Genomic DNA, 26,535 nt, shown 5'->3' with positions numbered 1-26,535 from the left:
AAAAATACGCGGCGTGCTTACAGTTCACCGACTTTTACCCAGGTTGTGCATCTTGAAGACATTTGACCATTTGAGCGTGATCGGCCTGCGCGAGTGGGTGGCCTTGCCCGACCTCGGCGTGGCAGGCCTGCGCGCCAAGATCGATACCGGCGCCAGCACCTCCAGCCTGCACGCCACCGAAGTGGAAACCTTCGAACGCGATGGTGAAACCTGGGTCCGCTTCAACGCGCACCTGGGTTCGGTGGTACAACTGCGTCACCGGCGCTGCGAAGCGCCGCTGGTGACGATGAAGACCATCAAGAGCTCCAATGGCCATGCCCAGACCCGCTACGTGATCCGCACGCCCCTGGCGCTCGGCGACCGGGTGTGGGAAGTGGAGTTCACCCTGGCCTGCCGCAAGGCCATGCGCTATCGCCTGCTGCTCGGCTCCAAGGCCCTGGTACACGGCCAGCTGGTGGTCAACCCGGGCCTCAAATACGTACAGGACAAGCCGGCCTCTCCGGCCACCATTACCCCCTCCACAGGTGTTGCATGAAGATCGCTGTGCTGTCGCGGAACCCGCGTCTGTATTCCACTCGTCGTCTGGTCGAAGCCGGTACGCAACGAGGCCATGAAATGGTTGTGATCGATACCCTGCGCGCCTACATGAACATCGCCAGCCACAAGCCGCAGATCCACTATCGCGGCAAGCCGCTGGAAGGGTTCGACGCCGTCATCCCGCGCATCGGCGCGTCGGTGACCTTCTATGGCTGCGCGGTGCTGCGCCAGTTCGAGATGATGGGCGTGTTCCCGCTCAACGAATCGGTGGCCATCGCCCGCTCGCGGGACAAGCTGCGCTCGCTGCAACTGCTGTCGCGCCGTGGCATCGGCCTGCCAGTCACCGGCTTTGCCCATTCGCCCGACGACATTCCCGACCTGATCCAGATGGTCAACGGCGCCCCCCTGGTGATCAAGGTGCTCGAGGGCACCCAGGGCATCGGCGTGGTGCTGTGCGAAACCACCAAGGCGGCCGAGTCGGTGATCGAGGCCTTCATGGGTCTGAAGCAGAACATCATGGTGCAGGAGTACATCAAGGAGGCCGGTGGCGCCGACATTCGCTGCTTTGTGGTGGGCGACAAGGTGATCGCCTCGATGAAGCGCCAGGCCAAGCCCGGCGAGTTCCGCTCCAACCTGCACCGGGGCGGCACCGCCAGCCTGATCAAGGTCACCCCGGAAGAGCGCATGACCGCCATCCGCGCTGCCAAGGTCATGGGCCTGAGCGTGGCCGGCGTGGATATCCTGCGCTCCAATCACGGCCCGCTGGTGATGGAGGTCAACTCCTCGCCGGGCCTGGAAGGCATCGAGGTCACCACCAGCAAGGACGTGGCCGGGATGATCATCGAACACCTGGAGAAGAACGGCGGGCCGAACCTGACCCGCACCAAGGGCAAGGGCTGAGCCCTTGCGTCCCTAGACCGCGTCGCGTGGCAGCAGCAGGCCCAGGGGCAAGCGTACCCGCGCCTCGATGCCGCCACCGGAACGGTTGCGCAGCTCCACATTGCCGCCGTGCTGGGCGGCAATGCGCTTGACGATCGCCAGGCCCAGGCCGGTGCCCTTGCCGCTGCGGGCGCGATCACCGCGAATGAACGGATTGAAGATCGCCTCCAGCTCACCCGGATCGATGCCGGCGCCGCGGTCGAGCACGCTCAGCACCACGTAGGGCGCGCTGGTGTCACCCGAGACATAGGCCGCCACTTCCACGCCCTGCCCGGCGTGATGCAGCGCATTGCCGATCAGGTTGTTGAGCAGGCGCTTGATCGATACCCGGCGCAGCGGAAACGGCGGTATCGGCTCCAGGCACAGCCGCACTTGCTCTTCGGGCTGGTTGAACGGCGCGACCACCTCGCGAACCAGGTCGCTGAGGTCCACCTCCTCGACCGGCTCGTCGCGGCCATCGCGGATGAACGCCAGGAACTGGTCGAGAATCGCGTCCATGTCCTCGATGTCGCGCACCATGTCGTCGGTCAGGTCGCTTTCGTTGGCCAGCAGCGACAGCGACAGGCGCAGGCGCGTCAGCGGCGTGCGCAGGTCATGGGACACCCCGGCCAGCATCAGCTCACGCTCGCGCCCCGCCTGCTCGACATCCTCTGCCATCTGGTTGAAGGCCCGGTAGACCTCGGTCATCTCGCTGGGCGTGTCGCTGATCGGCAGGCGCACGCTGCGCCCCTGGCCCAGTTGCCGGGCGGCGAACACCAGGCGCTTGAGCGGCTGGTTGAGCTGGCGCACGAAGATCCAGGCCGAAGCCGTGGACAACAGGCCGATGGCCAGGAACCAGCCCAGCACGTTCCAGATCTTCTGGCCGCGCAACGGGTGCGGGTACAGCGGCACCTTCAGCCAGCCATCGCCCAGGCTCGGGGCCTGTACCCACAGCGCCGGCGGCGCATGGATGCGCAGGCGCACCTCGGTGTCCTCGCCCAGTTCGGCCTGCATCTGGCGCTGGTAGATCTCGCTGTAGGGCCAGTGCTGCTCACCCTCGGGCACACCGGTGCCGACCACCCGCTTCAAGCCGGCGGCTTCGGCAATCTTCTCGCGGTTTTCCTCATCGGCCGCCCAGTAGGCGCGCAGCGTCAGTGCGACGCCGTGGCTGTACTGGCGGTCCACCAGCACGTCCTCGTTCATCAGCAGGTACACCAGCGTCAGTGCCTTGGAGAACAGCACCACGGCCAGCACCAGCCACAGCGTGCGGGCGAAGAAGCTTTGGGGGAACCACAATGGCGTTTTCATGGGCGACGGCTACACAGTTGGCAGGAGCGAGCGCGGCTCGCAGGCGTTGCGGATTTCGGCACAGGCAAAAACAGGGCAACCCGAGGGGCGCCCTGCCTATGCTGACCTGCTCCTGTACAAGGCTTCACTTGCCGGCATTGCCATCCGGCACGAAGACATAGCCCACACCCCAGACGGTCTGGATATAGCGTGGCTTGGAAGGGTCGGGTTCGATCATGCGGCGCAAACGCGAGATCTGCACATCGATGGAGCGCTCCAGGGCGTCCCACTCGCGACCGCGCGCCAGGTTCATCAGCTTGTCGCGGGTCAGCGGCTCGCGGGCATGCATCACCAGCGCCTTGAGCACCGCGAATTCGCCGGTGGTGAGCATGTGCACTTCGTCGCCGCGCTTGAGTTCGCGGGTGGCCAGCGACAGCGCGTAGTCGCCGAAGGTGACGGTTTCGTCCTCGCTGCCTGGTGCGCCCGGTACCACCGGGGCCTGGCGACGCAGCACGGCCTTGACCCGCGCCATCAGCTCGTCGGGGTTGAACGGCTTGGCCAGGTAGTCGTCGGCACCCAGTTCCAGGCCCTTGATGCGGCTGAGTTCGTCACCCTTGGCGGTGAGCATGATGATCGGCACCTGGTTGTTTGCCCCGCGCAGGCGCTTGCAGGCGGTCAGGCCGTCTTCGCCGGGAAGCATCAGGTCGAGCACGATCAGGTTGAACACTTCACGCGCCAGCAGGCGGTCCATCTGTTCGGTGTTGGGTACGGCGCGGGCACGGTAACCCTTGCTGGTGAAGAAACGCTCCAGCAGGCTGCTCAGGCCCGGGTCGTCATCGACGATGAGGATTTTCTCGCCTTCGGCGGGTTGTGCAGTGCTGCTCATGGGTAGCTCCTTTAATCTCGGCGGGCATTATGGCTTAGGCGCCATTTGAGCGTGCCGTGTGCATTGTTAGCAGATTTTTCCCAAGTCGCCAGCGGCATGCCCCGACAGGCTGGCGCGCCGCGATCCCCGCAAGCCCGGATCGCTGGGTATAATGCGCCGCTTTGATCCAGCGTCGCCCTGCTCGAGCGCGCCCCGTGGCGCCGGCCTGCGGCCTTTGCATTCACGAATTGTCAGGTGGTTTTATGGACAGCATCAACAGCCGCATCGCCGAGGAACTCGGTGTCCGCCCGCAACAGGTCGAAGCGGCCGTGGCTCTACTTGATGAAGGCTCCACGGTGCCCTTTATCGCCCGTTACCGTAAAGAAGTGACCGGCAGCCTGGACGACACCCAACTGCGCAACCTGGAAGAGCGCCTGCGCTACCTGCGCGAACTCGACGACCGCCGCGCCAGCATCCTGGCCAGCATCGAGGAGCAGGGCAAGCTGACCCCGGAGCTGGCCCGCGAGATCAAGCTGGCCGACACCAAGACCCGCCTCGAAGACCTTTACCTGCCGTACAAGCAGAAGCGCCGCACCAAGGGCCAGATCGCCCTGGAAGCCGGCCTGGGCGAGCTGGCCGACGGCCTGTTCAACGACCCGCAGCTGAACCCGGAAACCGAAGCGGCGCGCTTCGTCGACGCCGAAAAAGGCGTGGCCGACGTCAAGGCGGCCCTCGAAGGCGCCAAGTACATCCTCATGGAGCGCTTCGCCGAAGACGCCAGCCTGCTGGCCAAGCTGCGCAACTTCCTCAAGCAGGAATCGGTGCTCAGCGCTCGCCTGGTGGCCGGCAAGGAAGAGGAAGGGGCAAAGTTTCGCGACTACTTCGAACACGACGAGCCGCTCAAGAGCGCGCCCTCGCACCGCGCCCTGGCGATCTTCCGCGGGCGCAACGAAGGCGTGCTGTCGGCCAGCCTCAAGGTCAGCGAAGAGCTGCCCGGCACCCTGCACCCCTGCGAAATGATGATCGGCGAGCACTTCGGCGTGAAAAACCAGAACCGCCCAGCCGACAAGTGGCTGGGCGAAGTGGTGCGCTGGACCTGGAAGGTCAAGCTCTACACGCACCTGGAAACCGACCTGTTCGGCGAGCTGCGCGACAACGCCGAGAGCGAGGCGATCAACGTGTTCGCCCACAACCTGCATGACCTGCTGCTGGCCGCCCCGGCCGGCCCGCGCACCACCCTGGGCCTGGACCCGGGCCTGCGCACCGGCTGCAAGGTGGCGGTGGTGGATGCTACCGGCAAACTGCTCGACACCGCCACGGTGTACCCGCACGTACCCAAGAACCAGTGGGACCAGACCATCGCCGTGCTCGCCGCCCTGTGCGCCAGGCACAAGGTCGAGCTGATCGCCATCGGCAACGGCACCGCCAGCCGTGAAACCGACAAGCTGGCCGCCGAGCTGATCAAGAAATACCCAGCCTTGAAGATGACCAAGATCATGGTCTCCGAAGCCGGCGCCTCGGTGTACTCGGCCTCCGAGCTGGCGGCCAAGGAATTCCCCGACCTGGACGTGTCGATCCGCGGCGCGGTGTCGATTGCCCGTCGCCTGCAGGACCCGCTGGCCGAACTGGTCAAGATCGACCCCAAATCCATCGGTGTGGGCCAGTACCAGCACGACGTGTCGCAACTCAAGCTGGCCCGTGGCCTGGATGCGGTGGTCGAGGACTGCGTGAACGCCGTGGGCGTGGACGTCAACACCGCCTCGGTGGCGCTGCTGGCACGCATCTCGGGCCTCAACAGCACCCTGGCGCAGAACATCGTGGCACACCGCGATGCCAACGGTGCCTTCAAGACCCGCGCCGCGCTGAAAAAGGTCAGCCGCCTGGGCGAGAAGACCTTCGAGCAGGCCGCAGGCTTCTTGCGCGTGATGAACGGCGACAACCCGCTGGACGCCTCGGCGGTGCACCCTGAAGCCTACCCGCTGGTACAGCGCATCGCCGCAGACACCGACCGCGACATCCGCTCGCTGATCGGCGACAGCGGCTTTCTCAAGCGCCTGGACCCGAAAAAATTCACCGACGAAACCTTCGGCCTGCCGACCGTCACCGACATCCTGCAAGAGCTGGACAAGCCCGGCCGCGACCCGCGCCCCGAGTTCAAGACCGCCGAGTTCCAGGAAGGCGTCGAAGACCTCAAGGACCTGCAACTGGGCATGATCCTCGAAGGCGTGGTCACCAACGTGACCAACTTCGGCGCCTTCGTCGACATCGGCGTGCACCAGGACGGCCTGGTACACATCTCGGCGCTGTCGGAGAAGTTCATCAAGGACCCGCGTGAAGCGGTCAAGGCCGGCGACGTGGTCAAGGTCAAGGTCATGGAAGTGGACATTCCGCGCAAGCGCGTGGGCCTGTCGATGCGCATGGGCGACACCCCGGGCGAGAAAATCGACGGCGCCCGCGGCAGCCGCCCGGGCTCGGCACCGCGCCAGCAGCAGCCGACACGCGCCAAGGAGACCCCGGCCCCGGCCAACAACGCCATGGCTTCGCTGTTCGCCAACGCCAAGCAGTTGAAGAAGAAGTGACCGACCTGCCCGAAGAGCAGGTGCGCAGCGCATTCAGCCAACTGCTCGGCTGTCGCCTGCAACGCCTCGACCAGGGCGTTGCCGAGGTGGCCCTGGCCCTTGAGCCGCACCTGCGCAACCGCGGCGGCAAGCTGCATGGCGGGGCGATCTTCAGCCTGGTCGACATCGCCATGGGCCTGGCCTGCTCCAGCGCCCATGGCTTCGACAAGCAGAGCGTCACCGTGGAATGCAAGATCAACTACCTGCGTCCGGTCAGCGAGGGCGAGGTGCTGTGCGTGGCCCGCGTGCTGCAGGCCGGGCGGCGCATCCTGGTGGTCGATGCCGACGTGCTGCAAGGCGAAAAACTGATGGCCAGGGCCCAGGGCACCTTCACCGTGCTCTAGCCGCAAACGCCCAATGTGCGGTACTTTCGGCAGTGCGCGGGCACTGCCGGAACCCTGCGAAAACCAGGCGACCACGCCAGTTCCTCTGTCCACCCTTGTAGACCGTCGTTTCCACCCCCATATTGGGGCGACTGACGCGTGAAGGAATCCATCTTGAGCGAACTTCTCAACCGCCGCCTGAGCCTGCTCGGCCAGGGCGACAACCTCTCCCTGCTCAAGCAGTGCCTGCACGGCATCGAGCGTGAATGCCTGCGCGTGACCGAGGACGGTCGTCTGGCCCAGACCCCGCACCCCGAAGCCCTGGGCGCGGCCCTGACCCACGAGCAGATCACCACCGACTATTCCGAGTCGCTGCTGGAGTTCATCACCCCTGCCCTGGCCGACCCTGCCCAGACCCTCGAAAGCCTCGAGAACATCCATCGCTTCGCCTACAGCAAGCTCGGTAACGAGTACCTGTGGAGCCCGTCGATGCCCTGCCCGCTGCCAGCCGAGGAAGACATCCCGATCGCCTGGTACGGCACCTCGAACATCGGTCAGCTCAAGTACGTGTACCGCAAGGGCCTGGCCCTGCGCTACGGGCGCACCATGCAATGCATTGCCGGCATCCACTACAATTTTTCGCTGCCAGAACAGATCTGGCCGCTGCTGCGCCAGGCCGAAGGCCAGGCGGGCGACGACCGCGACTACCAGTCGTCGGCGTACATCGCACTGATCCGCAACTTCCGTCGCTACAGCTGGCTGCTGATGTACCTGTTCGGCGCCTCCCCGGCGCTGGACGCAGGCTTCCTGCGCGGCCGCGCGCACCAGCTCGAACAATTCGATGCCGACACCCTGTACCTGCCCTACGCCACCAGCCTGCGCATGAGCGACCTGGGTTACCAGAGCAACGCCCAGGCCGGCCTGACGCCGTGCTACAACAACCTGGCAAGCTACACCGACAGCCTGCGCAAGGCCGTCGCCACGCCCTATGCGCCGTATGTCGAGATCGGCACGCACAAGGATGGCGAGTGGGTGCAGCTGAACACCAACATCCTGCAGATCGAAAACGAGTACTACTCCAACATCCGCCCCAAGCGCGTGACCTACAGCGGCGAGCGGCCGATCCAGGCGCTGATGGCCCGCGGCATCCAGTACATCGAAGTGCGCTGCCTGGACATCAATCCGTTCCTGCCCACCGGCATCGACCTCACCGAAGCGCGCTTCCTCGACGCCTTCCTGCTGTTCTGCGCACTGGAGCAGAGCCCGCTGCTGGACAATGGCGAGTGCGGCCAGTGCACCAGCAACTTCCTCAGCGTGGTCAAGCAGGGCCGCAAGCCTGGCCTGGAACTGCAACGTGACGGCCAGCCGGTCGCGCTCAAGCAGTGGGCCGACGAGCTGCTGCAACGTATCGCCCCGCTGGCCGAACTGCTCGACCGCAGCCACGCCAGCGACGAGCACGCCAAGGCCCTGGCCGCGCAGGCGGCCAAGGTCAGCGACCCGTCGCTGACGCCGTCGGCCCAGGTGCTGGCGAGCATGACCGAGCACAAGGAGAGCTTCAGCCGCTTCTCCCTGCGCCAGAGCCAGGCGCATGCCGACTACTTGCGCGGCACGCCGCTGAGCAGCGAGGCGCAGCAGCGTTTCGAGGCCCTGGCGCGTGAATCGCTGGAGGCCCAGGCCACCCTGGAGCGCGAAGAGGACGTGGTCGATTTCGACCTGTTCGTGGGCGCCTACCAGGCCAGCATCCTGGCGATCAGCAACTGACATGAGCCGTGCAGCCACGCCCCGCAAACCGCGCGCTGCCAGCCAGGCCCGGATCGACTCGATCCTGGCCGCCGCACGCGACCTGCTGGCCAGCGAAGGCGTGGCCAGCCTGTCGATCTATGCAGTGGCCGAACGCGCACAGATCCCGCCCTCGTCGGTGTACCACTTCTTCGCCAGTGTGCCGGCGCTGCTCGAAGCCTTGACGGCGGATGTGCACAGCGCCTTTCGCGCCTGCCTGCAGGCGCCGATCGAGCCTGGCAGCCTGCAGCACTGGGGCGACCTGTCGCGCCTGGTGGAGCAGCGCATGCTGAGCATCTACAACCAGGATGCGGCGGCGCGCCAGCTGATTCTGGCGCAGCATGGGCTGAGCGAAGTGACCCAGGCCGACCGCCAGCACGATATCGAGCTGGGCGACCTGATGCACAAGCTGTTTGCCGAGCACTTCCGGCTGCCGGCGTTGCCGGACGATGTGGATGTGTTTGCCCTGGCGATGGAGCTGGGAGACCGGGTGTATGCCCGCTCGGTGCAGCTGCACGGGCAGATCACCCCGCGCATGGCGGAGGAAGGAATGCGGGTGTTCGATGCGTACCTGGGGTTGTATCTGCCGCCCTTTCTGCCCAAACGCTGACGGCCTCATCGCGGGTCAAGCCCGCTCCCACAAGGTAATCGCCGTCCTTGAGAACGGCGGGAAACCTGTGGGAGCGGGCTTGACCCGCGATGCAGACGGCGCGGTCTCAGAGCTTGGCGATCGACACTTCAGTCGACTTCACGAACGCAATCACCTCACTGCCCACCACCAGTTCCAGCTCCTTGACCGAACGGGTGGTGATCACCGAGGTGACGATGCCCGATGCCGTCTGCACGTCGATTTCCGACAGTACTGGGCCTTCCAGGATTTCTTTCACAGTGCCTTTGAACTGGTTACGTACGTTGATCGCTTTGATGGTCATGTGCAGGTTTCCTTTTAAAGACGAAAGATCAATGGGCCCAACGCAGCTGCGTGGGCAAAGGTGCTACAGGTTCAGGCTCGGGCGGGGTGCCCGGCACCGACAGGACACGGTTCAGCACTTCGGTTTCCAGCGCCGCCAGGCGATGCGAGCCGCGTGCCCGCGGACGCGGCAGGTCGACCAGCAGGTCCAGGCCGATCTCGCCGTCCTCGATCAGGATCACCCGATCGGCCACCGCCACCGCTTCGCTGACGTCATGGGTCACCAGCAACACGGTGAAGCCGTGCTTGCGCCACAGGTTCTCGATCAGTTGCTGCATCTCGATCCGGGTCAGCGCATCCAGTGCGCCCAGCGGCTCGTCCAGCAGCAGCAGGCGCGGCTGGTGAATCAGCGCACGGGCCAGGGCCACGCGCTGCTTCTGCCCACCGGACAACGCCGCCGGCCACTCGTTGGCCCGGTCTGCCAGGCCCACTGCCTCCAGCGCCTGCAACGCACGCTCGCGCCAGTTGCCGGTCAGCCCCAGGCCGACGTTGTCGATGACTTTCTTCCAGGGCAGCAGGCGCGCCTCCTGGAACATCAGCCGGGTGTCCTCGCGGGCATCGCTGAGCGCCGCAGAACCGGCCAGCAGCTCGCCGGCACTGGGCTGGTCGAGCCCGGCCAGCAGACGCAGCAGGGTGCTCTTGCCGCAGCCGCTACGGCCGACGATGGCAACGAACTGGCCCGCCGGGATGTGCAAGTCGATATCGCGCAGCACCTGGCGTTGGCCAAAGGTCTTTTGCAGCTTGTGCACGGCCAGCGGTATTCCGCGCAGCAGCCGTGGCGGTTGTTCCTTGAGCACGGTCATGCGCCGTCTCCCTTGCTGACTTGATAGGCCGGGTGCCAGCGCAGCCATACACGCTCCAGGCCACGGGCGGCCAGGTCGGCGAGCTTGCCGAGCACGGCGTACAGCACGATCGCCAGCACCACCACGTCGGTTTGCAGAAATTCGCGGGCGTTCATCGCCAGGTAGCCGATGCCGGCGTTGGCCGAGATGGTTTCGGCCACGATCAGGGTCAGCCACATGAAGCCCAGCGCGAAGCGCACGCCCACCAGGATCGAGGGCAGCGCACCGGGCAGGATCACCTGGCGAAACAGCGCAAAACCGCTCAGGCCATAGCTGCGGGCCATTTCCACCAGCGCCGGGTCGACGTTGCGGATGCCGTGGTAGGTGTTCAGGTAGATCGGGAACAGGGTGCCCAGGGCCACCAGGAAGATCTTCGCCGACTCGTCGATGCCGAACCACAGGATCACCAGCGGGATCAGCGCCAGGTGCGGCACGTTGCGGATCATCTGCACCGAGCTGTCGAGCAGGCGTTCGCCCCACTTCGACAGGCCGGTGATGAAGCCCAGCGCCAGGCCGATGCTGCCGCCGATCACGAAGCCGACCGCGGCGCGCCAGCCGCTGATGGCCAGGTGGGTCCAGATTTCGCCGCTGCGCACCAACTCTACGCCGGCACTGAGCACCGCGCTCGGCGCCGGCAGGATGCGCGTCGACAGCCAACCGGCACTGACCGCCAGCTGCCACACCGCCAGCAGCAGCACGGGCAGGGCCCACGGCGCCAGGCGATGCGACAAGGGAATGGAGGATCGTTTCATGCTTCGATCCTCACGCCTTGGCCGCGGCTTTGGGCAGGATGTCGTTGGCGACCATCTCACCGAACGGGCTTACGTAGTTGGCACCGGCCGGGGCCTCGGGGCGCTGGATGTCCAGGTGCGGGAACAGCAGTTCGGCAACGCGGTAGGACTCTTCCAGGTGCGGGTAGCCGGAGAAGATGAAGGTGTCGATACCCAGGTCGGCGTATTCCTTGACCCGTGCAGCCACGGTCGGGCCATCGCCGACCAGCGCGGTGCCGGCACCGCCACGCACCAGGCCGACCCCGGCCCACAGGTTGGGGCTGACCTCCAGGTTGTCGCGGTTGCCGCCATGCAGCGCAGCCATGCGTTGCTGGCCCACCGAGTCGAAGCGCGCCAGCGAGGCCTGGGCACGGGCAATGGTGTCGTCGTCCAGGTGCGAGATCAGGCGCTCGGCCGCTTGCCAGGCCTCGGCGTTGGTCTCGCGCACGATCACGTGCAGGCGGATACCGAAACGAACGCTACGGCCCTGCTGGGCGGCCTTGGCGCGCACCTGTTCGATTTTCTCGGCCACGGCGGCCGGTGGCTCGCCCCAGGTCAGGTACAGCTCGACCTGTTCGGCGGCGAGGTCTTGCGCCGCTTCCGACGAGCCACCGAAGTACAGCGGCGGGCGTGGCTGCTGCACCGGCGGGTAGAGCAGCTTGGCGCCTTTTACCTTGATGTGCTGACCATCGTAGTCGACGGTTTCGCCTTCCAGCACGCGGCGCCAGATGCGGGTGAATTCCACCGAGGCCTGGTAGCGCTCTTCGTGGCTGAGGAACAGGCCGTCGCCGGACAGCTCTTCCGGGTCGCCACCGGTCACCAGGTTGAACAGCGCACGGCCATTGGACAGGCGGTCGAGGGTCGCGGCCTGGCGTGCCGCCACGGTCGGCGAGATGATTCCCGGGCGCAGGGCCACCAGGAACTTCAGGCGCTGGGTCACCGGAATCAGCGACGCGGCCACCAGCCAGGAGTCTTCGCACGAGCGGCCGGTAGGGATCAGCACGCCACCGAAGCCCAGACGGTCGGCGGCCTGGGCGATCTGTTGCAGGTAACCATGATCGACAGCGCGAGCACCTTCGGCGGTGCCAAGGTAATGACCGTCGCCGTGGGTTGGCAGAAACCAGAAAACATTGAGGCTCATTGGAGTTGTCTCCTAAGGGGTGGCGCAAGCCGGGGCGGCGCCCCGGTGCGGTCGAACGTCAAGGCGCGGTGGCGACCTTGGCCGGTGGCGTCCAGATCACATCCTTGATGCTCAGCGGCTTGGGAATCAGCTTCAGGGTATGGAAGGTGTCGGCGATCTTCTGCTGGGCGGTGACCACGTCCGGGGTCAGGAAATGCGCACCGTAGCCCTGGCGCTTGACCGAGGTCAGGGTGATGTCGGCCGGCAGGCCCAGCAGCGGCGCCACCTGGTCGGTGACCTCCTGCGGGTTGGCCTTGGACCACTCGCCCACCGCGCGCACCTCGTCCACCAGCGCGGCAATCACTTCAGGGTGCTGCTGCGCATAGGGCCGGGTGGCCAGATAGAACTGGTGGTTGTCGACGATGCCACTGCCATCGCGCAGGGTGCGTGCCTGCAACTGCTGCTCGGCGGCGGCCTGGTACGGGTCCCAGATGACCCAGGCGTCGACGCTGCCACGCTCGAACGCGGCGCGGGCATCGGCTGGCGGCAGGAATACCGGCGTGATGTCGGTGTACTTGAGGCCGGCGTCTTCCAGGGCGCGCACCAGCAGGTAATGCACGTTGGAGCCCTTGTTCAGGGCGACCTTCTTGCCCTTGAGTTCCTTCACCGACTGGATCGGCGAACCCTTGGGCACCAGGATCGCCTCGCTGGTGGGGGCCGGCGGCTCGTAGGCCACGTAGAGCAGGTCGGCACCGGCGGCCTGGGCAAACACGGGCGGGGTTTCGCCGGTCACGCCAAAGTCGATCGAGCCCACGTTGAGGCCCTCGAGCAGCTGCGGGCCGCCGGGGAATTCAGTCCACTGCACCTGCACGCCCTGGGCAGCCAGGCGCTTTTCAAGGGAGCCCTTGGCCTTGAGCAGCACCAGGGTGCCGTACTTCTGGTAACCGATGCGCAGGCTCTCGGCCTGGGCTTGAGTGATGGCGCCGAAGGACACAGCCGCAGCAAACAGAGCGACCAGACCGCGACGCAAAACGACAGTGCGCATAGCGCTCTCCTTTTTGCTGTGGGGGTTCAGGCTGCACCTGCTTGCCCGTTGGCGGGCGAGTAAGGTGGGGTAAGACGGTAAAGCCGGTGTAGCGCTTCAGATGCTCCAGCGAGCACTGAGCAGACGTTCGTTGAGCAGGCCCGGGGCCACCGGCTTGGGGCGGCGCGCCAGGGCGCTGTGAAACAGTTCCAGCGATTCGTTGAGACGCTGCTCAAGCACCGGCGCCAATTGGGCGGCGGCGCTGCCTTCGCCGTAGGCGATCTGGCTGTCGTCGGCGAAGATCCCCTGCAGGGTCTCCTGGGCCTTGAGCGCCGAGAGCACCGGCTTGAGCGCGTAGTCCACCGCCAGCATGTGGGCGATGCTGCCACCGGTGGCGATGGGCAGAACCACCTTGTGTTCCAGCGCACGCTCGGGCAGCAGGTCGAGCAGGGTCTTCAGCGCACCGGCGAAGGACGCCTTGTATACCGGGGTGGCAACCACCAGGCCGTCGGCCTGGGCTACCAGTTGCAGGAAGTGCTGCACCGTGGGGCTGTCGAAACGTGCGTGCAGCAGGTCTTCGGCGGGGAAATCACGCACCTGGAAGCTCACCACTTCCACGCCCTGGCTGTTCAGCCATTGCCGCGCGCGGTCGAGCAGGACGCCGGAGCGCGAACGCAGACTGGGACTACCGCCGAGAGAAACAACCAGCATTGGAGCACTTCCTTGATCGTGTTCTAGAGGGCCGCGAGATTGGATCTCGCTGGAGTGGAGTGACCATAACAGCTCGGCATATATACCAATAAATCATATTTTTTCATTTGTTTATTCTATCTGGAACTATAAGAGCTTCGCCGGCAAGGCCGGCTCCTACAGGGGGCAGTGCAACCTTGCAGGAGCCGGCCCTGCCGGCGAAAGAGGCCCGCGCGGACATAAAAAAAGGGCCGTCGAAACGGCCCCGAAATGCCCTGCTGTGGCTACATCAAAACATTCAACGGTTAGGCTGCGGGGTCAGGCGCAGGTACGGCTTGACCGCCCGGTAGCCCTTCGGAAAGCGCCGCTTGATTTCCTCTTCGTCCTTGAGCGACGGCACGATCACCACCTCGTCACCGTCCTGCCAGTTGGCCGGGGTGGCGACCTTGTGGTTGTCGGTGAGCTGCAACGAATCGATCACCCGCAAAATCTCGTTGAAGTTGCGGCCGGTGCTGGCCGGGTAGGTGATGGTCAGGCGGATCTTCTTGTTCGGGTCGATCACGAACAGGGAGCGTACCGTCAGGGTGTCGCTGGCGTTGGGGTGGATCAGGTCGTACAGGTCCGACACCTTGCGGTCGGCGTCGGCCAGGATCGGGAAGTTGACGAGGGTGTTCTGGGTTTCATTGATGTCTTCGATCCAGCGGTGGTGCGAGTCCACCGGGTCGACCGACAGCGCGATGGCCTTGACCCCGCGCTCGGCGAACTGGTCCTTGAGCTTGGCGGTAAAGCCCAGTTCCGTGGTGCACACCGGGGTGAAGTCGGCGGGGTGCGAGAACAGCACGCCCCAGCTGTCGCCCAGCCACTCGTGGAAGCGGATCTTGCCCGCGCTGGAATCCTGTTCGAAATCGGGGGCGATATCGCCGAGTCTGAGGCTCATGGTGCGGCTCCTTGGCTGGGTTGTTTATGACCTCACTGTAGCCTGCCTGTGCATAAGGTTAAAAAGAATAAATATCGATTTATTTATAACTGAAAAGCCTATCAATTCACGGGCAAAAAAAACCCCGCACACGGCGGGGCTTTTCGTTCAGCCAGGCCTTACAGGAAGCTGTAGGTGTAGCTGAGGATCAGACGGTTTTCGTCCTGGTCGCGCTGGTTCGTCACGCCGGTGCGCAGAGAGGCATTTCGCCAGGCCAAACCCAGGCCCTTGAGAGTGCCTTCCGGTACGACGTAGCCCAGGGTGAAGTCACGCTCCCACTCGGAACGATCACTACCTGCAGAGTTGATGTTATCGCCCTTGAGGTAGATCACGGAGGTGGTCAGGCCAGGCACGCCGATGGCAGCGAAGTCATAGGCGTACTGCGCCAGCCAGGTGCGCTCGCCGGCACGCTGGAACTTGCCGATCTGCACGTCGGTGATCAGGTAGCTGGTCGCACCGTCGCCCTGGTTCAGGAACGGGAAGTCGCTAGTACCGTTGACGCGCTGGTAGCCGGCACTCAAGGCATGGCCTTGCAGGCTGTAGGTGAACTTGGCGCTCCAGGTACGGTTGTCGACTTCACCGTTGTTCTGGTAGCCGGAGGCACGGTAGCCGGCCAGGCGGCCTTCGGTGCTGCCGTTCTTGCCGTCCGAATCACTGTAGAAGTAGCGCAGGTCGGACTTCAGGCTACCCACGGGCAGTGCCAGGGTGTGGGTCAGGCCCAGGAAGTGCTGCTTGTAGAAGTCGTCCAGGTTGCCGTAGTAGTACTGCGCCAGCAGGTCCTTGGTGACCTTGTAGTCGGCACCGGCGTAGTAGAAGCCGTTGCTGCGCTTGCCTCCGCTGGCGGCGTTGGAGCCGGCGATGCTCAACGACTCGTTGTTGGTCGAGTTACGGCCCTTGGCATGTTCCAGCTTGCCGCCGATCAGGGTCAGGTTGTCGATTTCGTTCGAGGTGATCTGGCCACCTTCGAAGGTCTGCGGCAGCAGACGACCGTCGTTGTAGGTCACGACCGGCAGTTTTGGCTGCAGGGTGCCCAGCTGAGCGACGGTTTTCGAGATCTTGACCTTACCGGTCAGGCCCACGCTGCTGAATTCGTTGACCGCACGGCCGTCGCCGTCGGTTGGGAACACCAGGCCGCCCTTGGCAGAGCTGGTTGGGTTGTAGTGGGTGCCTTTACCCGAGTCCAGGCGGAAACCGGCCAGGCCGATGGCGTCGACACCAAAGCCGACTGTGCCTTCGGTGAAGCCCGAGCTGAAGTTGAAGATGAAACCTTGGCCCCATTCTTCCTGTTTGGAAGGTTTGCCATCGCCATTACGGTTGTCTTGGTTGATGTAGAAGTTGCGCGCAGTGATGCTCGCCTTGCTGTCTTCCACAAAACCGGCTGCACCCGCTTGCTGGGCCAGTACCCCTACGGCCACGGCAAGTGCCAGGCTGGACTTGTTCATGCATCACTCCTTTCGATTCTAATTTTTGTGTGTCGCTTGATGGGCAGACTCTGTCGTTCCGCTCCAAAGACGATTGGCGATTAGCACCAAAGCGTGACTGATAAGTCAATCGTAACCAGTCGTTTCACTACTTTGGTCTAAGGCGCCGGCCTTGGGTGCGAAGGATAATGACAATCCTATAAATCAAAAAAGACAATTTTGTGAATTTTTCAGATTATTACGGAATATAGTCCGATTATTTCAGCGTTTTGCAGGATAGCCCATAAGCTAATTCCCATATCTTCTTAAAAAGATATTTTTTATACCGATCATCTTCCTCATTGCCCCGGCAGCCCGCGATTGTTCACCACCCTGGCAGCGACCACCTTGACTCGGGTCATCCAGCCAATGACTCCTAAGCTAATGCCAAAAAGTTATTTATTTCGCCATTCTTAGATCAACTAGTCTTCTCGTCATCCACACCGCCTACCCGCCTGACGAGGAGTTTTCCATGACCCTGCCTGCCCCGCTGCGCCTGTTCACCGCCCTGGCCCTGGCCGGTGCCGCCTTCTTCGTCCAGGCCGCCGACCTGACCGTGGCCTACCAGACCACCGTCGATCCGGCCAAGGTGGCCCAGGTCGATGGCACCTATGAAAAGACCAGCAAGGCCAGCATCGACTGGCGCAAGTTCGACAGCGGCGCCGACGTGATCACCGCCGTCGCCTCCGGTGACGTACAGATCGGCTACCTGGGCTCCAGCCCCCTGGCCGCCGCCGCCACCCGCAAGCTGCCGGTGGAAACCTTCCTGATCGCCACCCAGATCGGCGCCGCCGAGGCACTGGTGGCTCGCGAGGGCAGCGGCATCAACTCGCCGCAGGACCTGATCGGCAAGAAGATCGCCGTACCGTTCGTGTCCACCGGCCACTACAGCCTGCTGGCCGCACTCAAACAGTGGAACATCGACCCGTCCAAGGTGCAGATCCTCAACCTCGCGCCACCGGCGATCATCGCCGCCTGGAAGCGCGGCGACATCGACGCCACCTACGTATGGGACCCAGCCCTGGGCGTGGCCAAGGAAAACGGCAAGGTGCTGATCACCTCCGGCGAGCTGGCCGAAAAAGGCGCACCGACCTTCGACGCCTGGATCGTGCGCAAGGACTTCGCCGCCAAGCACCCCGAGATCGTCAAGGCCTTCGCCAAGGTCACCCTCGACGCCTACGCCGACTACCGCAAAAACCCGCAAGCCTGGCTGGCCGACAAGGCCAACGTCGACAAGCTGGTCAAGCTTTCCGGCGCCAAGGCCGCGGACATTCCGGGCCTGCTGCAGGGCAACGTGTTCCCGCTGGCCGCCGACCAGGTCGCGGCCCTGGGCGCACCGACCACCAAGGCCATCACCGACACCGCCACCTTCCTCAAGGAACAAGGCAAGGTCGACGCGGTACTGCCGGACTACGCGCCCTATGTCAGCGCCCAGTTCATCACCAACTGACACCGGAGCCCCTTCATGGCCCTGCTACAACTGGAGCGCATCAGCGCACAGTACCCCGGCGCTGCCGAACCCGTACTGGCCGACATCTCACTGAGCCTGGGCCCGCAGCAGCTGCTGGTGGCCCTGGGCCCTTCCGGCAGCGGCAAGACTTCGCTGCTCAACCTGATCGCCGGCTTCGTCACCCCCAGCGCCGGGCGCATCACCCTCGATGGCCAAGCGGTGCAGGGCCCCGGCGCCGACCGTGGCGTGGTGTTCCAGGACGACGCCCTGCTGCCCTGGCAGGACGTACTGGCCAACGTCGGCTTCGGCCTGGAACTGGCCGGCGTACCCCGTGCACAACGTGAAGCCAGGGCCCGCGAAATGCTCGCCCTGGTGGACCTGGCCGACTTCGGCAGCCGGCGTATCTGGCAGTTGTCGGGCGGGCAGAAGCAGCGTGTGGGCCTGGCCCGTGCACTGGCTGCCGACCCGCGCATCCTGCTGATGGACGAGCCGTTCGGCGCCCTGGATGCATTCACCCGCGAACAGATGCAGGAACTGCTGCTGCAGGTGTGGCAACGCACCGCCAAACCGGTGTTCCTGATTACCCACGACATCGAGGAGGCGGTGTTCCTGGCCACCGAACTGGTGCTGCTGGCGCCCAACCCGGGGCAGATCGTCGAGCGCCTGCAACTGGACTTCGGCCAGCGCTACGCCGCAGGCGAATCGGCACGCGCGATCAAGTCCGACCCACGCTTCATCGAAACCCGCGAGCACGTACTGTCGCGGGTGTTCTCCCAACGCAGCGCCACCCCGCGCAAGGAGCTCGCATGAGCAGCCTCGACCTGCCGGTAACGGCCAAACCTGCCGCTGCTGCAGCGGTGCCCGTGAAGGCGCGGCGCAGCCTGAGCACACGCTGGATCAGCGTACTGACCCTGGCCACGCTGTTGCTGGCCTGGTGGGCGGTGACCGCCGCCGAATGGATCGAGCCGCTGTTCCTGCCCTCGCCCGAGGCGGTGCTGGGCAAGGCCTGGCTACTGATGACCCAGGGCTACATGGAATCGACCCTGTGGCAGCACCTGGGCGCGAGCCTGCAGCGTATCGGCCTGGCCCTGGGCGCGGCGATCCTGACCGCAATCCCGATCGGCATCGCCATCGGCCACAACCGTATTGCCCGCGGCATCTTCGACCCGCTGATCGAGTTCTACCGGCCGATCCCGCCGCTGGCCTACCTGCCGTTGATCGTGATCTGGTGCGGCATCGGCGAGTTGTCCAAGGTGCTGCTGATCTACCTGGCGATATTCGCCCCGATCGCCATCGCCACTGCCACCGGCGTACGTACCGTCGACCCGGCCAGGCTGCGCGCCGCGCAGTCGCTGGGGGCCACCCGGGCACAACTGATTCGCCACGTGATCCTGCCCAGCGCGCTGCCCGACATTCTTACCGGCGTGCGCATCGGCCTGGGTGTGGGCTGGTCGACCCTGGTAGCCGCCGAACTGATTGCCGCCACCAGCGGGCTGGGCTTCATGGTGCAGTCAGCCGCGCAGTTCCTGGTGACCGATGTGGTGGTGCTGGGCATTCTGGTGATTGCCCTGATCGCCTTCGCATTGGAAATGAGCTTGCGCGCCCTGCAGCGCAAGCTGGTGCCCTGGCATGGCCAGAGCCATTGAGACTTGCACAAAGAGACCGACATGAGCCTGACCATTACCCCGCTGAGCCCCGCGCTCGGCGCCCAGATCAGCGGCATCGACCTGACCCGCGAGATCAGCCGTGAACACCGCGACGCCGTGGAGCAGGCGCTGCTCCAGCACCAGGTGCTGTTCTTTCGCGAGCAGCCGCTGACCCCGCAGCAGCAGGCCAGTTTTGCCGCGCGTTTCGGCGATCTGCACATTCACCCCATCTACCCCAACGTGCCCGAAACGCCACAGGTGCTGGTGCTCGACACGGCCGTCACCGATGTACGCGACAACGCCATCTGGCATACCGACGTGACCTTTCTGCCCACCCCAGCGCTGGGTGCGGTGCTCAGCGCCAAGCAGTTGCCGGCCTATGGTGGCGACACCCTGTGGGCCAGCGGCATTGCCGCCTATGAGGCACTGTCAGCGCCGCTGCGCCAGCTGCTCGACGGGCTGACCGCCACCCACGACTTCACCAAGTCGTTTCCGCTGGAGCGCTTTGGCAACACCGCCGAAGACCTGGCGCGCTGGGAAGCGGCGCGGCGCAACAACCCGCCGCTGTCGCACCCGGTGATCCGCACGCACCCGGTGAGCGGGCGCAAATCGCTGTTCGTGAGCGAAGGCTTCACTACCCGCATCAACGAACTGGGCGAGGCCGAGAGCGAGGCGATCCTGAAACTGCTGTTCGCCCACGCCACGCGCCCGGAGTTCACCATCCGCTGGCGTTGGCAGGAAAACGACGTGGCGTTCTGGGACAACCGCGTAACGCAGCATTACGCGGTGGACGATTACCGACCGCAGCGGCGGGTAATGCATCGGGCGACTATTCTGGGCGACAAGCCGTTTTGAGGCGGTGCGCCGCGGCCATTGATTACGTACTACGTGGTACGAATCAAGGTATGAAAATACCCCGTTGGGCGTAGCTGGCAAGAGGGAGGCATTCGCCGGCAAATCCGGCTCCTGTAGGAGCCGGCCGTGCCGGCGAAGGAGCCGGCAGCCCTAACGCACCATGTGCAAAAACTGCAGGTGACGCTCGTACTGGTCGAGGATGTCGTTGATGATCTGCTCCTTGCTGTAGCCCACCAGGTCGTAATCCTGGCTGCCTTCGCTCAGGTGCACCTCGGCGCGGTAGTAGCGCCGGTTCTTCAACTCCTGCGTGCCCAGCCCTGCCAGTGCGAACGATGGCGTGAAGTACCCGCGCATCTGCACCTGGTAGATGAACGGCTGCTCTTCGCCATGGCCGATCTTCAGGCTCACGTTGTCGTGGCTCGGGTCTTCCTGGGTGATGACATTCAGGCCCTTCTCGGCAAACACGTCGGTCACCTCGGCAATCGCCGGGCGCACCACATCATCCATGAACCGGTACACCTCGTCCCGCGAGGGGAAGTGCACCGCCTGGCTCAGGCGATGCCGCCAGCCGCCACGCCCACGCCGCGAGTTGGCGAACGGTGCCAGCGAGTGCATCTGCGCGATCTGACGCTGCGACTCCAGGTAGAACGCCTTGTGCAGGCCCCACATCATCGCCAGCAGGATCACCGAGAACGGCAGCGAGGTCAGCACCACCGCCGACTTGAGCGAGTCGATGCTGCCGGCAAACAGCAGCCCGCTGGTCACCAGCGCCGTCATCGCACCCCAGAACACCCGCAGCCAGTTGGGGCCGTCCTCGTCCGGGCTGCCGTCACGGGCCGACAGGGTCGAGAGCACCACCGTGCCCGAGTCGGCCGAAGTGACGAAGAACACGAAGCTGATGAACACCGTGACCGCGATCACCACCTTGCTCCACGGGTAGGTTTCCAGCAGCAGGTACAGGCTCATCGAGGGGTTTTCCAGCGCCGACTGCCCCAGCGCCGTAGCGCCATTGAGCACCTGCAGGATCGCGCTGTTACCGAAGATGGACATCCACGCCAGGGTGAAGCCCAGCGGAATCAGCAGCACGCCGAACACGAACTCGCGGATGGTGCGCCCGCGGGAAATCCGTGCGATGAACAACCCGACGAACGGCGCCCAGGCAATCCACCAGGCCCAGTAGAACACCGTCCAGCCGCCCAGCCAGTCGCTCGGTTCGTTGTAGGCGTACACGTCGAAACTCTTGCGCGGCAGCGCGCCCAGGTAGTCGCCCAGGTTCTGGATCAGGGTGTTGAACAGGTGCTGGGTAGGCCCGGCGAACAGTACGAACAGCAGCAGTGCGCAGGCCAGCACCATGTTGATGTCGGACATCACCCGCACGCCCTTGTCGACCCCGGCGATGGCCACCACCACCGCGGCCCCCATCATCAGGCTGATCAGGATCACCTGCACCCACTGGGTGTGCGGGATGCCGAACAGGTAGTCCAGGCCCGAGTTCAGGTGCAGCACGCCAAAGCCCATGTCGGCGCCCAGGCCGAACACCGTGGCGATGATGCCGAAGCCGTCCACCGCGTAGCCGATGGGGCCGTTGATGCGCTTGCCGATCAGCGGGTACAGCGCCGAACGCAGCGCCAGCGGCAGGTTGTGGCGGTAGGCGAAGTAGGCCAGCGCCATGCCCACGAAGGCGAACACGCCCCAGCCATGCAGGCCCCAGTGCAGAAACAGCAGCTGCATCGCCTGGCGCCCGGCCTCGGCGGTGCCGGCTTCGCCCTGGGGCGGCTGCAGCAGGTGGGTCAGGGGTTCGGAGACGCAGAAGAAGAACAGCGTGATGCTGATGCCGGCGGCGAACAGCATGCCGGCCCACGACAGGTAGCTGAACTCGGGTTCGTCGTGGTCGGCACCGAGCTTGATCTTGCCGTAGCCGGACAAGGCGGTGACCACCACGAAGACCAGGTACAGGGTCATCGCCAGCATGTAGTACCAGCCCACGGTGTTGGCGGCCCAGTTCTGCGCCGCCAGCAGCCATTCACCGGCCACCTGCGGGTTGCTGATCACGGCCAGGCCGAACAGCAGGATGAAGCTGGCGGCAAAATAGAACACCGGGGGGTTCATGCGGATAGTGCTGGGGGTATTCGAAGACGGTGCACTCATTGCGTGTGCACCTCGCGGGGGTGTGTGAGGGTTGAGTTGTACGGGTTCAGCAAAGGGTTTCCTCCTGTTGAACACCGGCAGCGGACCACCGTTTAAGTTGAACGAGCGTTCAAGTTAAACATGGATGGGGGTTACGGTGCGACCCATCGCGGGTCAAGCCCGCTCCCACAACAACAGCGGTGATCGTTGTGGGAGCGGGCTCGGCCCGCGATGAGGCCTTCAAAAACACTGAAGATCTACTTCTGCGTCCCATCATCATGCTGCAGATTGGCCTGGGTCAGGTTGCTGCCTGCCGCCACACTGCGGGTCAGCCACACATTGCCGCCGATGGTCGAGCCCTTGCCGATGGTGATACGCCCCAGAATAGTCGCGCCGGCGTAAATCACCACGTCGTCCTCGACGATCGGGTGGCGCGGCTGGCCCTTCTGCAACTGCCCCGACTCGTCCGCCGGGAACCGCTTGGCGCCCAGGGTCACCGCCTGGTAGATACGCACCCGCTCGCCAATGATCGCCGTCTCGCCGATCACCACACCGGTGCCATGGTCGATGAAGAAGCTCGGGCCGATCTGCGCGCCGGGGTGAATGTCGATGCCGGTGGCCGAATGCGCCAGCTCCGAACTGATGCGCGCCAGCAGCGGCAGCCCGGCGCGGTACAGGTGATGCGCCAGGCGGTGGTGGATCACTGCCAGCACGCCGGGGTAGCACAGCAGCACCTCGTCCACGCTGCGCGCCGCCGGGTCGCCGTGATAGGCCGCCAGTACATCGGTATCGAGCAACGTGCGCAGGCCCGGCAGGGCGGCGGCGAAATCCTGGATCAGGCGCAGTGCCTGGGCGTCAATCTCCAGCGACTCGGCCTTGCCCTGGCGCGCGGCGTAGCGCAGCTCAAGGCGCGCCTGGGCCAGCAATGCGGTCAGCGCCGCGTCCAGGGTGTTGCCCACATAGAAGTCTTCGCTCTCTTCGCGCAGGTCCACCGGGCCCAGGCGCATGGGGAACAGCGCGCCGCACAGCTGCTCGAGAATCTGGCGCATCGCCTCGCGCGAGGGCAGCTCGCGCCCGCCCTGCTCGCCACTGCTGCGGCCATTGCGGCTGCGCCATTGGTCACGGGCTGAACGCAGCTGGCTGACGAGGGTTTGCAACTGCCAATGGCCTGTTTGCGCGTTGTCGCTCACGGTTGTCTCTCCTGACGCGGCGGCGGCTTGTGGAGGGGGTGGCCGCCTTGTTGCGGATCACTTTACGGCAAATGGCCACGGCGGAAAAAATATCCCTTTATGCACTTTGGCTATAAATCCGGCATAAGCCGGCCCAGTGGAAGAGACGCCCACGGCTGCCTATAGTCGAAGTTTCCCCAGTCAGCCCGATGCCATGATCGAACACCAGCTCGAACGCTTCAAACGCCTGCCCTTGCTCGATGCACCCACCCCGCTGCACCGGCTCGAACGCCTGTCGGCCTGGGCCGGGCGCGACATCTACATCAAGCGCGACGACCTCACCCCGCTGGCCCTGGGCGGCAACAAGCTGCGCAAGCTCGAGTACCTGGCCGCCGACGCGCTGGCCAGCGGTGCCGATACGCTGATCACCGCCGGCGCCATCCAGTCCAACCACGTGCGCCAGACCGCAGCACTGGCCGCGCAACTGGGCCTGGGCTGCGTGGCCCTGCTGGAAAACCCCATCGGCACCGATTCCCCCGCCTACCAGCACAACGGCAACCGCCTGCTGCTGGAGCTGTTCGACGCCAGGGTCGAGCTTGTGGATAACCTCGACGATGCCGATGACCAGTTGCAGGCGCTGGCCGTGCGCCTGCATGCCAGCGGACGCAAGCCCTACATCGTGCCGATTGGCGGTTCCAATGCGCGTGGCGCCCTGGGCTATGTGCGCGCCGGGCTGGAGCTGGCCGAGCAGATCACCCGCAGCGGGCAGACCTTCGCCGGGGTGGTGCTGGCCTCCGGCAGTGCGGGCACCCACAGCGGCCTGGGCCTGGCGCTGGCCCAAGCGCTGCCGCAACTGCCGCTGATCGGCGTGACCGTGTCGCGCAGCGACGAGGCCCAGCGTCCCAAGGTGCAGGGCCTGGCCGAACGCACCGCCGAGCTGCTGGGTATCGACCTGCCTGACGCCTTCAAGGTCGAACTGTGGGACGAGTACTTCGCGCCGCGCTACGGCGAACCGAATGCCGGCACCCTGGCCGCCATCCGCCTGCTGGCCAGCCACGAGGGCCTGCTGCTGGACCCGGTGTACACCGGCAAGGCCATGGCCGGGCTGCTCGACGGCATCGCGCGCCAGCGTTTCGACGACGGCCCGCTGATTTTTCTGCATACCGGTGGGGCTCCTGCATTATTCGCCTACCCTGAGGTCTGGAGCAGTCAACCAATAACGGCTTAATTGATATCAGCGGGGCCAGTCATGACGATTTCCGTATTCGGTAAACAGTTGCTGGGCACAGGGGCTGCCCTGGTACTTGGCCTGGGCCTGCTTGGCCAGGCGGTCGCCGGCGAGCAATTGCAGAAGATCAAGGACAGCGGCAGCATCAGTGTCGGCCTGGAGGGTACCTACCCGCCATTCAGCTTCGTCGACACCGACGGCAAGCTGACCGGCTTCGAGGTCGAGCTGTCCGAGGCCCTGGCCAAGGAGCTGGGGGTCAAGGCCAGGCTGCAGCCGACCAAGTGGGACGGCATCCTCGCCGCCCTTGAATCCAAGCGTCTGGACATCGTGGTCAACCAGGTGACCATCTCCGACGAGCGCAAGAAGAAATACGACTTCTCCGAGCCCTACACCGTTTCCGGCATCCAGGCCCTGGTGCTGACCAAGAACAAGGACACCATCAAGACCGCCCAGGACCTGGCCGGCAAGAAGGTGGGCGTGGGCCTGGGCACCAACTACGAGCAATGGCTCAAGGACAACGTGCCCAAGGCCATCATCAAGACCTACGACGATGACCCGAGCAAGTTCCAGGACCTGCGCGTGGGCCGCATCGACGCCATCCTGATCGACCGCCTGGCGGCACTGGAATACGCCAGAAAAGCCAAGGACACCATCGCCGCCGGCGACGCCTTCTCGCGCCAGGAAGCCGGCGTGGCCCTGCGCAAGGGCGAGCCGGAACTGCTCGACGCGATCAACAAGGCCCTCGACAAACTGCGCGCCGACGGCACGCTGAAAAAGCTTTCCGAGAAGTATTTCAGTGCTGACGTGACGCAATGATCGAAGAGAGCCTGCAGCTGGCCCTGGACAGCGCGCCCTTTCTGCTCAAGGGCGCCTACTTCACGGTGTTCCTGAGCCTGGGCGGGATGTTCTTCGGCCTGTTGATCGGCTTCGGCCTGGCGCTGATGCGCCTGTCTGCGATCAAGCTGCTGAGCTGGACGGCACGGGTCTATGTATCGTTCTTTCGCGGCACGCCGCTGCTGGTGCAGCTGTTCATGATCTATTACGGCCTGCCGCAGCTGGGCATCGAGCTGGACCCGCTGCCTGCGGCGCTGATCGGGTTTTCGCTGAACATGGCCGCCTATGCCTGTGAAATCCTGCGCGCCGCGATCAGCTCCATCGACCGCGGCCAGTGGGAGGCCGCCGCCAGCATCGGCATGACCCGCGGCCAGGCGATGCGCCGCGCGATCCTGCCGCAGGCCGCGCGCACCGCCCTGCCGCCGCTGGGCAACAGTTTCATCTCGCTGGTCAAGGACACCGCGCTGGCCGCCACCATCCAGGTGCCGGAGCTGTTCCGCCAGGCCCAGCTGATTACCGCACGCACCTTCGAGATCTTCACCATGTACCTGGCCGCCGCCCTGATCTACTGGGTGCTGGCCAGCGCGCTGGCCCACCTGCAGAACCGTCTGGAAGCGCGGGTCAACCGCCATGACCTGGAGCCCTGAGGCATGATCGAAGTCACCCGCCTGAGCAAGCAGTTCAACGGCCTGACCGTGCTCGACGACATCAGCCTGACGGTCGAGGCCGGTGAAGTGATCGCCATCATCGGCCCCAGCGGCTCGGGCAAGACCACCTTCCTGCGCTGCCTGAACCTGCTGGAGACCCCCAGCAGCGGACGCATTCGTGTGGCCGACATCGAGATCGACGGCGACCGCCCGCTGGCCAAGCAGGCCACGTTGATTCGCCACCTGCGCCAGCAGGTCGGTTTCGTGTTCCAGAACTTCAACCTGTTCCCGCACCGCACCGCCCTGGAGAACGTCATCGAGGGGCCGCTGGTGGTCAAGAAGGCCCCCCGCGAAAAGGCCCTGGCCCTGGGCCGTGCGCTGCTGGCCAAGGTCGGCCTGG

The 26,535-nt window shown here is 64.9% G+C and carries 26 protein-coding genes; 14 read left to right on the top strand and 12 right to left on the bottom strand.

The window, feature by feature from the left end:
• Window positions 1–52 precede the first annotated feature (52 nt).
• Both B4I46_RS09040 and rimK read left to right on the top strand, forming a co-directional pair.
• Complete coding sequence (locus tag B4I46_RS09040) at window positions 53–535, top strand: ATP-dependent zinc protease (RefSeq protein WP_054915912.1); 483 nt, start codon at window positions 53–55, stop codon at window positions 533–535.
• Window positions 532–1,437 (top strand): 30S ribosomal protein S6--L-glutamate ligase, encoded by a 906-nt coding sequence (gene rimK / locus B4I46_RS09035; protein ID WP_286899784.1) that lies wholly within the window; start codon window positions 532–534, stop codon window positions 1,435–1,437. The genes B4I46_RS09040 and rimK overlap by 4 nt, the downstream gene beginning before the upstream one ends.
• Before the next feature lie 12 nt (window positions 1,438–1,449).
• Here rimK and B4I46_RS09030 read toward each other — a convergent pair whose 3' ends face one another.
• Together B4I46_RS09030 and ompR are read right to left on the bottom strand one after the other, a co-directional pair.
• Complete coding sequence (locus B4I46_RS09030; protein WP_043861621.1) at window positions 1,450–2,763, bottom strand: ATP-binding protein; 1,314 nt, start codon at window positions 2,761–2,763, stop codon at window positions 1,450–1,452.
• Window positions 2,764–2,887: 124 nt separating this feature from the next.
• The gene (gene ompR / locus B4I46_RS09025; RefSeq protein WP_043861620.1) at window positions 2,888–3,628 is read right to left on the bottom strand and encodes a two-component system response regulator OmpR; all 741 of its coding nucleotides are present in this window, start codon (window positions 3,626–3,628) and stop codon (window positions 2,888–2,890) included.
• Window positions 3,629–3,870: 242 nt separating this feature from the next.
• On the opposite strand from ompR, the gene B4I46_RS09020 reads away from it, so the two are divergent.
• The 4 genes from B4I46_RS09020 to B4I46_RS09005 all read left to right on the top strand — a co-directional run bounded on the left by B4I46_RS09020 (window position 3,871) and on the right by B4I46_RS09005 (window position 8,937).
• Complete coding sequence (locus tag B4I46_RS09020; RefSeq protein ID WP_286899778.1) at window positions 3,871–6,186, top strand: Tex family protein; 2,316 nt, start codon at window positions 3,871–3,873, stop codon at window positions 6,184–6,186.
• Window positions 6,183–6,569 (top strand): PaaI family thioesterase, encoded by a 387-nt coding sequence (locus B4I46_RS09015; RefSeq protein ID WP_052504261.1) that lies wholly within the window; start codon window positions 6,183–6,185, stop codon window positions 6,567–6,569. Before B4I46_RS09020 ends, B4I46_RS09015 begins: the two co-directional genes overlap by 4 nt.
• Window positions 6,570–6,722: 153 nt before the next feature.
• Complete coding sequence (gene gshA, locus B4I46_RS09010; RefSeq protein ID WP_043861618.1) at window positions 6,723–8,309, top strand: glutamate--cysteine ligase; 1,587 nt, start codon at window positions 6,723–6,725, stop codon at window positions 8,307–8,309.
• Between the two features lies 1 nt (window position 8,310).
• Window positions 8,311–8,937 carry a TetR/AcrR family transcriptional regulator gene (locus B4I46_RS09005; protein ID WP_043861617.1) on the top strand — a complete coding sequence of 209 codons (627 nt, stop codon included), beginning with the start codon at window positions 8,311–8,313 and terminating at the stop codon, window positions 8,935–8,937.
• Between the two features lie 106 nt (window positions 8,938–9,043).
• Here B4I46_RS09005 and B4I46_RS09000 read toward each other — a convergent pair whose 3' ends face one another.
• From B4I46_RS09000 to B4I46_RS08965, 8 genes are all read right to left on the bottom strand, one after another.
• A complete protein-coding gene (locus B4I46_RS09000; RefSeq protein ID WP_043861616.1) occupies window positions 9,044–9,259 on the bottom strand; it encodes a TOBE domain-containing protein in 216 nt (71 codons plus the stop codon).
• Window positions 9,260–9,287: 28 nt separating this feature from the next.
• The gene (ssuB, locus tag B4I46_RS08995; RefSeq protein WP_043861615.1) at window positions 9,288–10,100 is read right to left on the bottom strand and encodes an aliphatic sulfonates ABC transporter ATP-binding protein; all 813 of its coding nucleotides are present in this window, start codon (window positions 10,098–10,100) and stop codon (window positions 9,288–9,290) included.
• Window positions 10,097–10,891: an aliphatic sulfonate ABC transporter permease SsuC gene (ssuC, locus tag B4I46_RS08990; RefSeq protein WP_043861614.1), complete on the bottom strand. Its 795-nt coding sequence runs from the start codon at window positions 10,889–10,891 to the stop codon at window positions 10,097–10,099. The genes ssuB and ssuC overlap by 4 nt, the downstream gene beginning before the upstream one ends.
• A gap of 10 nt (window positions 10,892–10,901) precedes the next feature.
• A complete protein-coding gene (gene ssuD, locus B4I46_RS08985) occupies window positions 10,902–12,050 on the bottom strand; it encodes an FMNH2-dependent alkanesulfonate monooxygenase (protein ID WP_078481609.1) in 1,149 nt (382 codons plus the stop codon).
• A gap of 58 nt (window positions 12,051–12,108) precedes the next feature.
• Window positions 12,109–13,074 carry a sulfonate ABC transporter substrate-binding protein gene (locus B4I46_RS08980; protein ID WP_054915910.1) on the bottom strand — a complete coding sequence of 322 codons (966 nt, stop codon included), beginning with the start codon at window positions 13,072–13,074 and terminating at the stop codon, window positions 12,109–12,111.
• A 96-nt stretch (window positions 13,075–13,170) separates the two neighbouring features.
• Window positions 13,171–13,764: an NADPH-dependent FMN reductase gene (gene ssuE / locus B4I46_RS08975; RefSeq protein ID WP_043861611.1), complete on the bottom strand. Its 594-nt coding sequence runs from the start codon at window positions 13,762–13,764 to the stop codon at window positions 13,171–13,173.
• Window positions 13,765–14,041: 277 nt separating this feature from the next.
• Window positions 14,042–14,680 carry a peroxiredoxin gene (locus B4I46_RS08970; protein ID WP_054915909.1) on the bottom strand — a complete coding sequence of 213 codons (639 nt, stop codon included), beginning with the start codon at window positions 14,678–14,680 and terminating at the stop codon, window positions 14,042–14,044.
• Window positions 14,681–14,838: 158 nt separating this feature from the next.
• Complete coding sequence (locus tag B4I46_RS08965) at window positions 14,839–16,161, bottom strand: OprD family porin (protein WP_286899768.1); 1,323 nt, start codon at window positions 16,159–16,161, stop codon at window positions 14,839–14,841.
• A 490-nt stretch (window positions 16,162–16,651) separates the two neighbouring features.
• On the opposite strand from B4I46_RS08965, the gene tauA reads away from it, so the two are divergent.
• The 4 genes from tauA to tauD are packed head-to-tail and all read left to right on the top strand — an operon-like array spanning window position 16,652 to window position 20,130.
• Entirely contained in the window at window positions 16,652–17,629 is a 978-nt protein-coding gene (gene tauA / locus B4I46_RS08960; RefSeq protein WP_043861608.1) for a taurine ABC transporter substrate-binding protein, read from the top strand.
• A 15-nt stretch (window positions 17,630–17,644) separates the two neighbouring features.
• Entirely contained in the window at window positions 17,645–18,439 is a 795-nt protein-coding gene (gene tauB, locus B4I46_RS08955; RefSeq protein WP_043861607.1) for a taurine ABC transporter ATP-binding subunit, read from the top strand.
• On the top strand, window positions 18,436–19,275 hold the full coding sequence (tauC, locus tag B4I46_RS08950; RefSeq protein WP_088514105.1) for a taurine ABC transporter permease TauC: 840 nt from the start codon (window positions 18,436–18,438) through the stop codon (window positions 19,273–19,275). Before tauB ends, tauC begins: the two co-directional genes overlap by 4 nt.
• Window positions 19,276–19,296: 21 nt before the next feature.
• Entirely contained in the window at window positions 19,297–20,130 is an 834-nt protein-coding gene (tauD, locus tag B4I46_RS08945; protein ID WP_054915908.1) for a taurine dioxygenase, read from the top strand.
• A 150-nt stretch (window positions 20,131–20,280) separates the two neighbouring features.
• Here the strand turns inward: tauD and betT are convergent, their stop codons facing one another.
• Complete coding sequence (gene betT, locus B4I46_RS08940) at window positions 20,281–22,278, bottom strand: choline transporter BetT (RefSeq protein ID WP_054915907.1); 1,998 nt, start codon at window positions 22,276–22,278, stop codon at window positions 20,281–20,283.
• A gap of 236 nt (window positions 22,279–22,514) precedes the next feature.
• Window positions 22,515–23,447 carry a serine O-acetyltransferase EpsC gene (gene epsC, locus B4I46_RS08935; RefSeq protein WP_043861603.1) on the bottom strand — a complete coding sequence of 311 codons (933 nt, stop codon included), beginning with the start codon at window positions 23,445–23,447 and terminating at the stop codon, window positions 22,515–22,517.
• A 193-nt stretch (window positions 23,448–23,640) separates the two neighbouring features.
• On the opposite strand from epsC, the gene B4I46_RS08930 reads away from it, so the two are divergent.
• The 4 genes from B4I46_RS08930 to B4I46_RS08915 all read left to right on the top strand — a co-directional run.
• Window positions 23,641–24,654 (top strand): D-cysteine desulfhydrase, encoded by a 1,014-nt coding sequence (locus B4I46_RS08930; RefSeq protein ID WP_088514102.1) that lies wholly within the window; start codon window positions 23,641–23,643, stop codon window positions 24,652–24,654.
• Between the two features lie 21 nt (window positions 24,655–24,675).
• The gene (gene tcyJ / locus B4I46_RS08925) at window positions 24,676–25,470 is read left to right on the top strand and encodes a cystine ABC transporter substrate-binding protein (protein WP_043861601.1); all 795 of its coding nucleotides are present in this window, start codon (window positions 24,676–24,678) and stop codon (window positions 25,468–25,470) included.
• Window positions 25,467–26,135, top strand: coding sequence for a cystine ABC transporter permease (gene tcyL, locus B4I46_RS08920; protein WP_088514101.1), 669 nt, complete (start codon window positions 25,467–25,469; stop codon window positions 26,133–26,135). The genes tcyJ and tcyL overlap by 4 nt, the downstream gene beginning before the upstream one ends.
• 3 nt (window positions 26,136–26,138) lie before the next feature.
• On the top strand, window positions 26,139–26,535 hold a 397-nt coding region (locus tag B4I46_RS08915; protein ID WP_414708926.1), incomplete at its 3' end, for an ATP-binding cassette domain-containing protein.

This window comes from Pseudomonas sp. UBA7500, from assembly GCF_002478435.1.
GTDB classification, from domain to species: domain Bacteria; phylum Pseudomonadota; class Gammaproteobacteria; order Pseudomonadales; family Pseudomonadaceae; genus Aquipseudomonas; species Aquipseudomonas palmensis.
Note: the sequence above shows the minus strand (reverse complement) of the source record. Positions and strands in the feature narration are given on the sequence as shown.